This is a genomic window from Planococcus sp. NCCP-2050 (assembly GCF_023708025.1).
Taxonomy (GTDB): domain Bacteria; phylum Bacillota; class Bacilli; order Bacillales_A; family Planococcaceae; genus Planococcus.
Genome location: NZ_BRCX01000003.1, coordinates 146,576 through 159,933, shown reverse-complemented (window position 1 = coordinate 159,933; position 13,358 = coordinate 146,576). Strand labels below are relative to the sequence as shown.

At 46.0% G+C, this 13,358-nt stretch carries 12 protein-coding genes and 1 other annotated feature; of the genes, 1 reads left to right on the top strand and 11 read right to left on the bottom strand.

Going from position 1 to position 13,358, the window contains the following annotated elements:
- Positions 1-9: 9 nt before the first annotated feature.
- The 4 genes from NFU07_RS12340 to zapA all read right to left on the bottom strand — a co-directional run bounded on the left by NFU07_RS12340 (position 10) and on the right by zapA (position 4,951).
- Positions 10-2,370, bottom strand: coding sequence for an endonuclease MutS2 (locus tag NFU07_RS12340; protein ID WP_251478567.1), 2,361 nt, complete (start codon positions 2,368-2,370; stop codon positions 10-12).
- A 12-nt stretch (positions 2,371-2,382) separates the two neighbouring features.
- Positions 2,383-4,086 carry a DNA polymerase/3'-5' exonuclease PolX gene (polX, locus tag NFU07_RS12335; protein ID WP_251478565.1) on the bottom strand — a complete coding sequence of 568 codons (1,704 nt, stop codon included), beginning with the start codon at positions 4,084-4,086 and terminating at the stop codon, positions 2,383-2,385.
- A 62-nt stretch (positions 4,087-4,148) separates the two neighbouring features.
- Positions 4,149-4,685 carry a CvpA family protein gene (locus NFU07_RS12330; RefSeq protein WP_251478563.1) on the bottom strand — a complete coding sequence of 179 codons (537 nt, stop codon included), beginning with the start codon at positions 4,683-4,685 and terminating at the stop codon, positions 4,149-4,151.
- A 5-nt stretch (positions 4,686-4,690) separates the two neighbouring features.
- Complete coding sequence (gene zapA, locus NFU07_RS12325) at positions 4,691-4,951, bottom strand: cell division protein ZapA (RefSeq protein ID WP_235198939.1); 261 nt, start codon at positions 4,949-4,951, stop codon at positions 4,691-4,693.
- A gap of 84 nt (positions 4,952-5,035) precedes the next feature.
- On the opposite strand from zapA, the gene rnhC reads away from it, so the two are divergent.
- A complete protein-coding gene (gene rnhC, locus NFU07_RS12320; protein ID WP_251478561.1) occupies positions 5,036-5,968 on the top strand; it encodes a ribonuclease HIII in 933 nt (310 codons plus the stop codon).
- Positions 5,969-6,120: 152 nt separating this feature from the next.
- Here rnhC and pheT read toward each other — a convergent pair whose 3' ends face one another.
- From pheT to NFU07_RS12285, 7 genes are all read right to left on the bottom strand, one after another.
- Positions 6,121-8,523, bottom strand: a complete 2,403-nt coding sequence (gene pheT / locus NFU07_RS12315) for a phenylalanine--tRNA ligase subunit beta (protein ID WP_251478559.1) — start codon at positions 8,521-8,523, stop codon at positions 6,121-6,123.
- Positions 8,524-8,537: 14 nt separating this feature from the next.
- Positions 8,538-9,575: a phenylalanine--tRNA ligase subunit alpha gene (gene pheS / locus NFU07_RS12310; RefSeq protein ID WP_235198933.1), complete on the bottom strand. Its 1,038-nt coding sequence runs from the start codon at positions 9,573-9,575 to the stop codon at positions 8,538-8,540.
- A gap of 37 nt (positions 9,576-9,612) precedes the next feature.
- Positions 9,613-9,841, bottom strand: a binding site (T-box leader).
- 43 nt (positions 9,842-9,884) lie between these two features.
- Positions 9,885-10,652 carry a TrmH family RNA methyltransferase gene (locus tag NFU07_RS12305; protein WP_251478557.1) on the bottom strand — a complete coding sequence of 256 codons (768 nt, stop codon included), beginning with the start codon at positions 10,650-10,652 and terminating at the stop codon, positions 9,885-9,887.
- A gap of 190 nt (positions 10,653-10,842) precedes the next feature.
- The gene (locus NFU07_RS12300) at positions 10,843-11,292 is read right to left on the bottom strand and encodes a small multi-drug export protein (RefSeq protein WP_251478556.1); all 450 of its coding nucleotides are present in this window, start codon (positions 11,290-11,292) and stop codon (positions 10,843-10,845) included.
- A complete protein-coding gene (locus NFU07_RS12295; RefSeq protein ID WP_251478554.1) occupies positions 11,289-11,789 on the bottom strand; it encodes a hypothetical protein in 501 nt (166 codons plus the stop codon). Before NFU07_RS12295 ends, NFU07_RS12300 begins: the two co-directional genes overlap by 4 nt.
- Positions 11,779-11,994 (bottom strand): helix-turn-helix transcriptional regulator, encoded by a 216-nt coding sequence (locus NFU07_RS12290; RefSeq protein ID WP_235198929.1) that lies wholly within the window; start codon positions 11,992-11,994, stop codon positions 11,779-11,781. Before NFU07_RS12290 ends, NFU07_RS12295 begins: the two co-directional genes overlap by 11 nt.
- A gap of 246 nt (positions 11,995-12,240) precedes the next feature.
- Positions 12,241-13,197, bottom strand: a complete 957-nt coding sequence (locus NFU07_RS12285; RefSeq protein WP_251478552.1) for a nuclease-related domain-containing protein — start codon at positions 13,195-13,197, stop codon at positions 12,241-12,243.
- Positions 13,198-13,358 lie beyond the last annotated feature (161 nt).

The window sequence follows — 13,358 nt, the reverse complement described above, 5'->3', positions numbered from 1 at the left end:
TATACGAAATCACTTTAGCTCAGCGACCGTTACGCCTGAGCCGCCTTCCCCTGCTTCCCCGAAACGATAGCTTTTGACTCTCGGATGTTTTTTCAAATACTGCTGGACTCCTGTGCGCAGTGCACCGGTTCCTTTGCCGTGAATGATTGATACTTGATGATAATTAGATAGTAACGCATCATCGATATACTTTTCAACACGGGCAAGTGCATCTTCGTACCGTTCCCCGCGTAAATCGAGTTCCAATTTCACGTGGCTGTCCCGATTTTTCAAAGTGGCCATCGCCCGTGTTTCTTTTTGTTTTTCCGGTTTTGTATAAGACAAATCGGATTCCGGCAGCTTCATCTTCAAAATGCCGATTTGGACGGTCCATTCATCTTTAGACACTTTTTCAATCAGTGTCCCTTTTTGGCCGAATGAAATCACTTTCACTTCATCGCCTGGTTTCAACGGCTTCGCCTGGTTGGCTTTTGCCGCTCGTTTCAAAATGCGGTTTTCCGGCATCGCTGCCTCCAACCGTTTTTTCGCATCGATCAACTGGTGCTCTTTAACGGAAGAAGCTTGATCCATCTGCATTTTACGAAGTTCAGACATGACGCCTTCTGCTTCACGGGTTGCCTGTTCCACAATTTTCCGTGCTTTTTCTTTCGCTTTTTCCTGCAGCTTCTCTTTTTGTTCTTCGTATTCTTTTAGCTGGTTTTCCAGTTCCCGTTTCAAGCGCTCGGACTCTTCCAACACTTCGCTCGAACGTTCTGCATCCTGTTCCGCTTCCCTGCGGCTTTTCTCAAGCGAGGCGATCATTGAATCCACTTCACGCCGGTCAGTGCCGGTAAAACTTTTCGCGTGGCTGATAATATGCTCTGGCAATCCGAGGCGTTTCGAAATTTCAAAAGCGTTGCTTCGCCCTGGAACACCGATCAATAACCGGTAAGTAGGACTTAAGGTTTCCACATTAAATTCTACGCTGGCGTTTGCCACACCTGGCCGGTTATAGCCGTATGCCTTCAATTCCGGATAGTGGGTTGTAGCGATGACTCTAGCGCCGCGTCCGTGGACTTCATCCAATAACGAAATCGCAAGGGCTGCCCCTTCTTGAGGGTCTGTTCCTGCACCCAACTCATCAAAAATCACCAACGAATTTTCATCGAATTTCGTCAGGATATCGACAATATTGACCATATGGGAAGAGAACGTACTTAAGCTTTGTTCGATCGACTGCTCATCGCCGATATCAGCAAATACTTGATCAAACACCGCCAACTCCGAACCTTCCAGCGCTGGAACCGGCAAGCCCGATTGAGCCATTAACGTGCTTAGCCCGACCGTTTTCAAGGTCACCGTTTTCCCCCCGGTATTCGGTCCGGTAATGACGATCGCCGTGATCTCGCGCCCAAACTCGATATCATTCGGTATCACTTCGTCAATCGGAATCAATGGATGGCGTGCTTTTTTCAAATTGATATAGCCTTCTGTGTTCATTTCAGGTTTCGTGCATTTATTGGCTGCGCCGTATTTCGCTTTCGCAAAAATCATATCGATTTCACCGAGCACTTCGACCAATAAAAACAATTCATGCGCCACTTCCTGCACCTGGGCAGAAAGCATTTGGAGAATGCGGTCGATTTCTTCTTTTTCCTTCATCTTCAAACGGCGAACTTCATTGTTTGCTTGGACAACTGCATCCGGTTCGATGAATAAAGTCTGGCCAGATGAAGACTGATCGTGCACGATGCCGCCGTAATGGCTGCGGTATTCCTGCTTTACGGGAATAACGAAACGGTCATTGCGGATCGTCACAATTGAATCTGACAGCATTTTGGATGCATTTTTGCCGCGCACTAAACTTTCCAACCGTTCGCGCACACGGCTTTCCTGCGCCCGGAGCTGCTGGCGGATGGTGCGAAGTGCGGAACTCGCACTATCCAAGACGCCCCCGTTGTCATCGATGCACATATTGATGTCGTGTTCGAGCTGCGTCAAAATCGGCATCGATTCTTTCATTTCCAGGAAAAGAGGGATCTGGATTGTCCCTTCTTCCCGAATGCCTTCAAAAAACTGGCGGAGAATCCGGCTCGCCCGGATGGTTGATGACACTTCCATCAATTCCATCGGGCTAAGAGAACCGCCGATTTGTGCGCGCTTCGTATGCATGCGGATATCGAAAATGCCGCCCATCGGCACATTCCCTTTTACCCGTATGATGCTTGCCCCTTCGTCCATCTGTTCCAACAAACGGTTGACTTCGTTGATATCTGTTGAAGGAAGCAATTTTTCAATATGGGCTTTCCCGAGCGAAGAAGTGCAATAGCGAGCCACTTCTTCGCGGATTTTATAATATTCAAGTGTTCTCAATGCGCGTTCTGCGATCAAACGAGACACCTCCTACTTTTTCAAAAATTCTTTAAAGCGTTCAAGCGGCCATGTATTGACTACATGGTCCCTTTTCAGCCAAGCTTTTTGCGCATGCTTGACCCCTGTTTCCATAACATCCAATCCTTCAATGGCATGGGCGTCTGTATTGATGGCAACCGGCACACCTTTTTCCTGCGCCATTTCCAAATGTTCCACTGCCAAATCAAGCCGGTAAGGACTTGCATTCAATTCGACGATTTTGCCGTATTCTTTCGCCCAGTCCAATAGCTGTTCGATATCCGGGTCGTAGCCGCTCCGTTGGCCAATGATGCGGCCAGTCGGATGGGCGATCATATCCACATGCGGATTTTTCATTGCCGTTAACAGGCGTGCCATGATTTGCTCCTGCGGCTGCTGAAAACTGGAATGGATGCTCGCAATGACAAAATCCAGCTGTTCGAGTACTTCATCGTCAAAATCCAGCGAACCATCCGGCAATATATCCATTTCTGTACCGGATAAGACTTCAATATCATTGTAGTTTTTATTCAGCTCACGGATCTCCGCATTTTGTTTTAACAGGCGTTCAGGCGTCAAGCCATTCGCCACTTTCAAGTATTCAGAATGGTCGGTGATGACCATGTATTCATAGCCTTTTGCGCGGCAGCCATCAATCATTTCAGGCAGCGAATGCGCGCCGTCCGACCAAGTGGTGTGCATATGCAAATCCGATTTGATGTCCTTTAGCTCCACAAGATCCGGCAATTCTTCGAGGCGATCTAATTCCCGGCCGTCTTCCCGGACGGAAGGCGGAATGAAAGGCAAACCGAAATGGGCATAGAAATCCGTTTCGGAAGTGAAGGTCGCGATTGAACCGTCTTCCTGCTCAACGCCGTACTCACTGATTTTCTTGTTCTGTGATTTTGCCAGTTGGCGCATTTTCACGTTATGGTCTTTCGATCCGGTGAAATGGTGCAGTGCAGTAGTGAATTCTTCCGGCGCTACCAAACGGAAATCGATATCGATCAAATCCTGGAATTCCACTGTCACCGAAACTTTTGTGTCTCCAGACGCAATGGTTTCCTGGACCGGCAAAGCTTCAAGCAATTGCTCTTTGACGATTAACGGAGCAGATGTGGCTACGATAAAATCCAGATCCTTGCTCGTTTCTTTTGTCCGGCGGAAACTGCCTGCCACAGAGAATTCCGTGACTTCCTGGATTTTCGACAAAATATCCTGGATAAATTCGACGGCTTCTTCCGTTTTCCAGATCGGATGTCTGCCTGGACGCGATTCAAAATCGGTCAATTCTTTCAGGATCTTCTCTTCCGATTTCGGCCCAAAACCCGGAAGCTTCTGGATTTCATGGTCCAGGCATGCCTGTTTCAAGCTTTCCGCTGAATCGATGCCTAGTTCCTTATAGAGCTTCGCGATTTTCTTGCCGCCCAAGCCCTGCAATTTCATCAACGGAATGAGCCCTTTTGGCACCTCTTCCTGCAATTCTTCAAGAACCGTGGATTTTCCAGTGTCCATCAATTCCAAAATGACATCTCCTGTTCCTTTGCCGATGCCTTTCAGTTTCGTTACGTCTTCTAACTCATCCAAGCTCCGTTGGTCGAGCTCAAGAGCTTGCGCGGCTTTTCTGAAAGCCGATACTTTAAACGGGTTTTCCCCTTTTAATTCCATATATAACGCAATTTTTTCGAGTGTTCTGATGATGATTTTCTTATTCATGCAGACAGACCTCCAGATTTAGACTTAAAAAAACTTCCCTCCAGTAAGAGAGAAGTTACTGCTTACATATAAATATACCACCATTCTTTTACTTTCTCAGAGAAATAAGGCGTATGCTCCAGCATCATTTGAGCGATTCCGGAATTCTCGAGCTGGTTTTGGACCGCATCCATCGGAAGCAGTGCAAACACATAGATAAAGATAAATAGGAGTATGTATACTTCGATAAAGCCTAGTATTGCCCCGAGCACTTTGCTGATAAACCCGAGCACAGGCAAATACTTCAAGAAATCGAACATTGAAGCAAGCAGCTGCAGGCCGAATTTCGCCACAAAGAAAATCAAGGCAAAAGCAAATAGCTGATAAAAAGTCTGATCCAGGTCCAGCTGTTCGATGGCCATCGTGAAACGGGATTCATCGTTGACAGCCGGATACGGGATCCACAGCACAAAATATTCCGAGAGCGGTTTATAATAGAGATAAGCGACAACGAGCGCCACGATAAAGCCAACCATGTGGATCAGCTGAAGAACCAGCCCCCGTTTAGCGCCAACAATTAAGCCGCCAATCAATAAAATCAATAAAATAATATCAAGCATCTACGTCAACCCTTCAACTTTCTCAATTCATTTTCTAATTGTTCTACCCGCTCTTTCAGTTTAAGATATTCATGTGCCGTATTGACGGCGGTCAAAACTGCCAGCTTCGAACTATCGAGAGATGGATTCATCGCATGGAACTCACGCATACTTTCATCCACCATCGAGGCCACTTGCCGCATATGACCGGATGTTTCCGTACCGACAATTTTATAGGTATAGCCGTAGATTTCGACTGAAGTCGTTATTTTATGTTCATCCGACAATGCTCCACCCCTCCTTAGAAATGCTATAGATAATCATAACATGAACACGCGTACAATGTGAATCATAAGAAAGGAGGCGCCTTCATGTCAAATATTGTGTTGAAACTGCCGGAGGAAAGTCTCCTCCAAATCATTGCCCATTATAAGCCGAAACAAGTGGCCGCGAAAGCGCCTTACGTCCGCTATACAGCCAAATTAACGGATGCAGTCGTCACGGTCTACACGTCCGGAAAAGTGATGTTCCAAGGTGCCGGTGCCGAACGGGAAGCTGCGCGTTGGGGAGAAGTTGAAGCCGCATCCGCAAAAACATCCACAGCCAAAGGCGATCAGCTGCCTCCGAATTTCGCCAGACTTTCCGTACTCGGTTCAGATGAAACCGGGACCGGCGATTTCTTTGGTCCGATCACTGTCGCTGCCTGCTACGTTCCGGCGGATAAAGTGGCTCTTGCCCACGAGCTCGGCGTAAAAGATTCCAAACAGCTGACTGACGCCTGGATGCGCAGCGTTGCTCCAGACTTAAAAGCGGCGTTTGCCCATAGCGTATTGACCTTAAAAAATGAAAAATACAACCGCGTGCAGGAACAAGGCTGGTCGCAAGGAAAAATCAAAGCATTGATGCACAACCAAGCATTAAAACATGTACTCCGTAAAATCGCACCGGAAAAGCCGGATGCCATTTTGATCGACCAATTTGCCGAACGCGGCATTTATTATAAACACATAAAAGATGAAAAAGAAATCATCCAAGAAAATGTCCTGTTCTCGACAAAAGCGGAAGGCCTCCACGTTTCCGTTGCCTGCGCATCCATCATTGCGCGAGTCGCTTTCTTGGAAGAAATGGACCGCATGAGCAGCGAAACCGGTGTCACTTTGCCAAAAGGCGCTGGAAAAATCGTGGATGAAGCTGCTGCCAAGATTTTATTGAAGCACGGCGAGAGCTATTTAAAAAACATCACAAAAGCCCATTTTGCGAACACGAAGAAAGCCCAAGCATTGGCGAATAAAAAACGCTACTAAGATTCTTTTGGAATATTCTTATTTTATCATTCTTAGGAAAGATTACTAGCACATTTTGATTACAAAATGATTACTTGAACCCTTATAATGATGGACAGAAAAAAGCAGAATCCCGAGATTCTGCTTTTTTAGCCTGCTATTTTACTAGTTTCTTAACTCCGAAGTTCCGCTCCAACTTCTGTTAAAGCCTTCAATACTTTATCATGGACGGCTACGACTTCTTCGTCCGTCAAGGTTTTCTCTGGATCAAAGTACGTTAAAGTGAACGCTACTGATTTTTTGCCTGCTTCCATCTTGTCGCCTTCGTACAAGTCAAAGACGCGGACATCTTTCAGCAATTTGCCGCCAGCGCCTCGGATGACTTTTTCAATCGTGCCCGCTTCCACAATCTTCGACAATACAAGTGCTACGTCGCGTGTGATGGATGGATAGCGCGGTACCGGCGTGTAAAGCAATGGATCCGCTGCTAAATTCAATAGTTCAGCTAAATTCAATTCGAGAACGACCGTTGTTTTCAAATCACGTTCTTTTTGTTCTGTTGGATGCAATTGGCCAATGACGCCGATCCGCTGTCCGTCATGAATGATGAATGCCGTTCTTCCCGGATGGAGGTCGTCCATTTGTCCACGTTCGAAGGACAATTCAACACCCAATTTTTCACCAAGCCCTTCAACGATGCCTTTTAGCACGAAGAAATCGACTGGTTTCTTCTCGCCTTGCCAGCTATTGTCGAGCCATAAGCCCGTCATGGCAATTGCCAAATGCTCTTCTTCGTTCAATAATTCATCCTCTGTTTTTAAGAACACAGCGCCTGTTTCATACAGCGCCACTGAATCGATGCGGCGAGCTGTATTGTGTGTCACTGAATCCAATAAATGCGGCAACAAGCTCTGGCGCAGAATGCTGCGTTCTTCGCTCATCGGCATCAATAATCTTGTCGAATCCGTTTCCGTCAAAGCAAATTGCTTCGCCGACTTCTCAGATGTCAATGAATACGTCGTCGCTTGCAATAACCCTGCACCTTCAAGGAAATGTCGGACAATGCGGCGCTTCGCTTGATACGGCGTCAAACCGCCTGGGCGCGCTTCCGTTTGAGGCAAAGTGGCAGGGATTTCGTCGTAGCCGTATAGGCGTGCGATTTCTTCCACAACATCTTCTTCAATTTGAATATCCTGTCGACGAGTCGGCACTGAAATAATCAATTGGTTGTTTGCCGCTTCCGTTTTAAACTTCAAACGCTCCAAAATTTCAAGCATGTCTTCAAATGGAATTTTCATTCCAAGACGGGTGTTAATGAAATCCGGGCTTACTTTCACGATTTTCTCTTCGCGCTCAAGCTCATCAAAAATGACGGATCCTGCGAGCACTTCCCCGCCTGCAAGTTCTGCGATCAAGCTTGCAGCACGTTCTGCTGCAGGAATGACACGGTTCGGATCAACGCCTTTTTCGTAGCGTGAACTCGCATCGCTGCGTAGACCATGGTCTTTGGAAGTTTGGCGAATCGATCCGGATGCGAAATAAGCAGATTCGATGACAATCGTTGTTGTTGAATCGCTCACCTCTGAATTCGCGCCGCCCATAACACCTGCTAAGGCAACCGGCTCTTCGCCGTTTGTAATCACTAAATGATGAGGCGATAATTTGCGTTCTGCATCGTCCAAAGTCGTAATCAATTCGTCCTGCTTCGCATGGCGAACTGTGATATTTCCAGTCTTCAAAGAATCATAATCAAACGCATGAAGCGGCTGGCCGTATTCCATCAAGACAAAGTTCGTCACGTCGACGACGTTGTTATGCGGACGGACGCCTGCTGCCATTAACCGCTGCTGCAGCCACATCGGCGACTCTTTCACTTCGATATTGCGGATGACTTTCGCCACATAAAGGGGATTCGCTTCCGGTGCATCAATGTTCAATGTCAGCATTGACGCTGCCGTATCCGCTGCTTCTGTGTATATTGCTTCCGGCAGTTTTACTTCTTCTGATAAAATAGCGCCTACTTCATAAGCCACACCTAGCATGCTCATCGCATCTGCACGGTTTGGCGTCAAGCCAAGTTCAAGTACGGTGTCATCCAGGTCAAAATTCGTTACAACATCAGAACCGATTTCTGCGTTTTCCGGAAGCACGTAAATGCCTTCCGCATATGCTTTAGGAACCAATTTTCCTTCAATGCCCAGTTCTTGAAGTGAGCAGATCATCCCGTTTGAAACTTCACCGCGAAGCTTCGCTTTTTTGATTTTCACGCCGCCTGGCAATTTAGCGCCAGGGCGGGCAACGATGACTTTTTGGCCAGCCGCAATATTCGGTGCGCCGCAGATGATTTGTTCAATGCCATCTTCTCCGACATTTACTTGGCAAATCGATAATTTATCCGCTTCCGGATGTTTCTCGCATGATTCAACGTAACCGACTACGACGTTCGTCATGCCGTGTGAACGGTCGATGACTGCGTCCACTTCGATGCCGGAACGGGTAATTTTCTCGCCCAGTTCAGCCGGGTCTAACTCTTGTGTATTTACATATTCTTTCAACCATTTAATGGATACGAGCATGTTTTATTTCCTCCTTAAACTTCAGTGCGCTGGAATTGGGATAAAAAGCGGACATCATTGGTATAGAAATGGCGGATGTCTTCTACGCCGTATTTCAGCATTGCAATTCGCTCCGGCCCCATGCCGAAAGCAAATCCTGTCAGGCGTTTTGAATCATAGCCGGCCATTTCAAGTACGTTCGGATGCACCATTCCGGCTCCAAGAATTTCAATCCATCCGGTTTTTTTGCAGACGTTGCAGCCAGATCCTCCGCATTTAAAGCACGAGATATCCATTTCAACAGAAGGCTCTGTGAATGGGAAGAAACTTGGGCGAAGGCGGATTTCACGGTCGTCTCCGAACATTTTCTTCGCGAATACGGATAGCGTTCCTTTAAGATCACTCATGCGGATGTCTTCACCGATGACCAATCCTTCGATTTGCGTGAATTGGTGGGAATGCGTCGCATCGTCATTATCGCGGCGGTATACTTTCCCTGGGCAGATGATCTTAATCGGCTCGCCGCCTTTTGCTTCCATCGTACGGGCTTGTACCGGCGATGTATGCGTACGAAGCAGAATGTCTTCCGTAATATAGAAGGAATCCTGCATATCACGGGCTGGATGGCCTTTCGGCAAATTCAAAGCTTCGAAGTTGTAATAATCTTTTTCCACTTCCGGGCCTTCAGCAATCTCATAACCCATCGATACGAATAAATCCTCGATTTCTTCGATAACGCGCGTTAATGGATGCGGGTTTCCTGTACGAACAGGACGCCCTGGCAATGTGATATCGATCGTTTCACTTTGCAATTTCAGATTGATCGCTTCTTCTTCCAGGATCACCATGCGTTCTTCAAGCGAAGTTGTGACTTCTTCACGAACTACGTTGACTAGTGCGCCCATTTTCGGACGTTCTTCAGCCGGCAATTTCCCCATGCCTTTTAATAGATCGGTAATTGGCCCTTTTTTCCCTAAATAAGCGACACGGACGTCATTCAATTCTTTTACATTCGCCGCTGATGCAATTTTTTCAAGCGCTTCTGTTTTCAATGCCTGCAATTGTGCTTCCATTTTTTCTCCTCCTTAAACGTAAAAAAGCCCCGTCCCAAAAAGGGACGAGGCATTATTCGCGGTACCACCCTAGTTATCGCCAAAATAGGCAATCACTCATTTACGTAACGGCTCTTCACCGGCCCATCTTTACAGCATTCAGCTGGTCCCGACAGGCAGCTCGCGGGGTGAACTTCTGAAGTTTCTTGCATATCCGCGCTTCCAGCCAAGGCGCAGACTCTCTTGATGCAACGGCACAACGTACTTTTCCCGGTCACAGCTTTTCTTATTTACCCTTTAAGTATACGAAATTGCGTTCATTTAATCAAATTAGTTTTTTGGCACTAAACTATAAAGCAGGATTCCGGTAGCAACAGCAACGTTCAGCGATTCCGCTTCGCCGTATAACGGCACCATTAAATTGCGGTCCGTCTTCTGCAGCAAGACCGGATCTACGCCGCTTCCTTCATTGCCGACGATCAAAGCGAACGCTTCCTGGCTTTCCACTTCGTGCACCGGCGTTGAATTGATCAGCGCTGTGCCGAATAAAGGAATAATGCGTTCTTTCAGCTGCGCGGTCCATTCTTCCAATTCGCCTCTGACAACCGGAATTTGGAAATGGGAGCCTTGCGCTGAACGAACCGTTTTCGGATTGAACGGATCCGCACAGCCTTTCCCTAAAATGACCGCGTCGATGCCGCTTGCAGATGCTGTACGGATCATCGTGCCGATATTGCCGGGATCTTGGACTGCATCGACCAACAACAGTTTACTCCATTGCTGCTGGTCAGCTTCTGTGAATTCCGGCTGCGCACAATGCGCGAAAATACCTTGGGAATGCTCCGTTTCGGAAATTTCTTTCGCTACAGCTGCCGTCACGGAATACATCGGCACATCGTCTACATTCCAGCCAGCGGGAATATCGACGCCTTCCCGGACGATCAAGGATTTGATGGATTCTTTTTTCTTCAGCGCCTCTTCCGTCAAATGAAAGCCTTCCACTAGAAATTCCGTGAATTTATCCCGTTCTTTCCGAGTAGTGACAAGCTTCTTCCAATGCTTCACAAGCGAGTTTTGTGTTGATTCAATTCTTTTCATTTACAGTTCACGCCTTTATTTCAGAATAGCTCAAGTATAGCATATTGAGAAAAGCGGAGGCGGCCGTTTAGATTCGACAGGCATAAGATGAGCTGGCAAAGCGGCGTCCTTTGCCGTGTAGCCAGCTCGGCTTATGACCCGAGAATCTGGCAGCTGGAGTCTGGACACCAGAAAAGCGGAGGCAGCCGGGTTAAAGTTCACGCGTAAAAAAGTCGAAGCCGAAAGCTGTCGCTAGGCCGAAAACAAGTGTCCATAAGCCGATGCTGATAGTGAGCCAAATGGTCGTGTTTCGTTTTGTGGCGCCGAGCGTCATGCCGATAAATGCCGCGATATGTGTACCGATGAGAATCGGACCTAAAAGGGCAAGTCCAGGCAATCCGTATTTATTCCATATATTCTTTGCCCGTTCGTTTTTCTTCGAATCGGTTTTGCCTTTTGCTTCTTGGCGTTTAATATACCAATCCTTGAATTTATCAAAGCCGATGATTAATGCGAGCACCGTCAGCATATTGCCGACAAACGCCATAACCATCACCCAAAAAGGCGACAAGCCCCAGACGATGCCGAGCGGTATGACCAATGCGATTTCGAACCAGGGTATGGCTGCTCCTAGAAAAACAAGAAAGTATTCATAAATCATTCAGCTTCCTCCTTGAAATGTTTTCGGACTTCGAGGTAATAAATCAAGTATTGGCCGAAAGCGATGGCCAAAATTCCATAAATGAGCGCAAGTTTTGGTAAAGGAAACACAATGGCGACCGTTGCTAAAAATGGCAGTGCTAAGGTGATAAAGCTATAAACTTTCTGAACCGCTTTTCGTGTGATGTACGTCATGCCTTCGTCCTGTTCCAAATATTCAGGAGGGCGAATAGCCAGCGGCGAAATCTTTTGAGTCGGATTTTCCTTATTGTGCTTTTTGAGCCGTACCATGAAAATCACAAGTAAAGCAAAATAAAGGATGATCGAACAAAACACGATAAAGCCTTCCAACGCCTCTAACTTAATGGTAAAGCTCGTTTCATTCTCGGTATTGACGAATTCCGTTATCGGCGAATTCAAGCCGAACGCCAATACCCCTAACAATAAAATAAATGCCATCATCCATAACGGATAGTTTAAACGGAAATCATTTTTCATTGTGCTCCTCCCCTTCGAGCCAAAATAAGTCGTCCACCTTTGTTTCCAACGTGCTAGCGAGTTTCAAAGCGAGCGTAATCGAAGGCGAAAATTCCCCTTTCTCAATAAACGCAATCGTCTGCCGCGTCACATCCACCCGTTTGCCGAGATCGCTTTGCGTAAATCCATAGCGCGCCCGCAATTCCTTCACGCGGTTTCTAAGCATCCACTTCATCCTCCCTACGTAGATGTTCGGTTTATATAACATAATGTATAGTATACTTAACATTAAGTCAAGTATGGTTAACATTCCGAATTAAAAAAGGATTGCCATATAAATGGCAATCCTTTTTATTTCTATGAGCAGATTGTGAAGTTCTATGAGCACTTTTCGAAATTCTATGAGCACCTTCTGAAACACTATGATCAGAATCCGAAATTCTATGAGCATAAATCCGGTTTCTATGATCATTCACTCTATAATTTCAGCTGCATCCAGAGAATATTTACTATGCCGCTTGTTTCCGTGTTTCAAAATACTGTTTTTGGACAGCAACCGTTTAACAAGATGGCGATCGTCGATTTTTAAAAACTGGCGAATCGCTTCATTTTTTGCTTGGTTGCCAAATATGGCGAAGTAATCCAATACTGCTTCATCAGCTGCACTTTTTGACTTGTTTCCGCACTTTAAACATCGCCATGCACCACTTTCTCTCAAAACATTTAAAGTTTCACAAGCTTCACAATGAATGCCTTGTTCAAAAAGAAGGGGATGAAAAGAATATTGCTGAGCAATAGGTTTTTGATGAAATGGTGTATTTTCATTTTCAATCATATGTTTAATTTCTTTAAGTGACTGTTTATGAAGTTGGGGGCTGGATGAATATCCTCTAAGGATTCTAAAGGCAAATTCAATCATCTGGTGGTGACGACACGTGTGAATAGCATGAGGAATTGTACAAAGTTCAGCTTGCACGGCGGTAAAAACGAGCAAACCGTCTACAGCTAAATGGATATGTTTTTCTGCAAACCAGTTTTGCATAAAGCGGATATGTTTTTCTACTTGAATGGCCGGATTATCCATGACCGTTTTAACTCCGTTTGAATCAATGCGATAAAATTCACCTGTGTCATTGTCAAAATGTAATTCGCCGCTTATATTTTTCGACTCCATGATAAGGGCTACTTTCGACGTCAACAGCAGACCATCAATTTGCACTGGCCATTTGCCCAATGTCAGACTCGTATTCCAAAGTATTTCATAAGGCTCTGTAGAATAAAACTCAACAAATTTTTTTCGGAGCCTTGTTTCGCCTCGAATACCAGCTTCCGTATTAAATAACTCTTTCTCCAGAAAAATTCGTTCCTGTGAATAAAGCGGCAATCTGCGAATTGCTCTTTTCAGCATATCGATTCTCGTTAATTTCATTGCTTCCCCCTTTCAGCTTAATCGGATTATAGCACTTCAACCTATGTTTTGTTATTTTATTTGCTATGAGCGCTTCTTGGAGTTCTATGAGCGGTCTCCTACTTTCTATGAGCCTTTTCGAAATTCTATGAGCAATTTTCTATTCTCAATGCTCACTCCTT

Excerpts from the sequence above, each read along its gene's own strand:
- polX (WP_251478565.1), bottom strand. The coding sequence starts at position 4,086 with ATGAATAAGAAAATCATCATCAGAACACTCGAAAAAATTGCGTTATAT.
- NFU07_RS12330 (WP_251478563.1), bottom strand. The coding sequence starts at position 4,685 with ATGCTTGATATTATTTTATTGATTTTATTGATTGGCGGCTTAATTGTT.
- rnhC (WP_251478561.1), top strand. The coding sequence starts at position 5,036 with ATGTCAAATATTGTGTTGAAACTGCCGGAGGAAAGTCTCCTCCAAATC.
- pheT (WP_251478559.1), bottom strand. The coding sequence starts at position 8,523 with ATGCTCGTATCCATTAAATGGTTGAAAGAATATGTAAATACACAAGAG.
- pheS (WP_235198933.1), bottom strand. The coding sequence starts at position 9,575 with ATGGAAGCACAATTGCAGGCATTGAAAACAGAAGCGCTTGAAAAAATT.
- NFU07_RS12305 (WP_251478557.1), bottom strand. The coding sequence starts at position 10,652 with ATGAAAAGAATTGAATCAACACAAAACTCGCTTGTGAAGCATTGGAAG.
- NFU07_RS12300 (WP_251478556.1), bottom strand. The coding sequence starts at position 11,292 with ATGATTTATGAATACTTTCTTGTTTTTCTAGGAGCAGCCATACCCTGG.
- NFU07_RS12295 (WP_251478554.1), bottom strand. The coding sequence starts at position 11,789 with ATGAAAAATGATTTCCGTTTAAACTATCCGTTATGGATGATGGCATTT.
- NFU07_RS12290 (WP_235198929.1), bottom strand. The coding sequence starts at position 11,994 with ATGCTTAGAAACCGCGTGAAGGAATTGCGGGCGCGCTATGGATTTACG.
- NFU07_RS12285 (WP_251478552.1), bottom strand. The coding sequence starts at position 13,197 with ATGAAATTAACGAGAATCGATATGCTGAAAAGAGCAATTCGCAGATTG.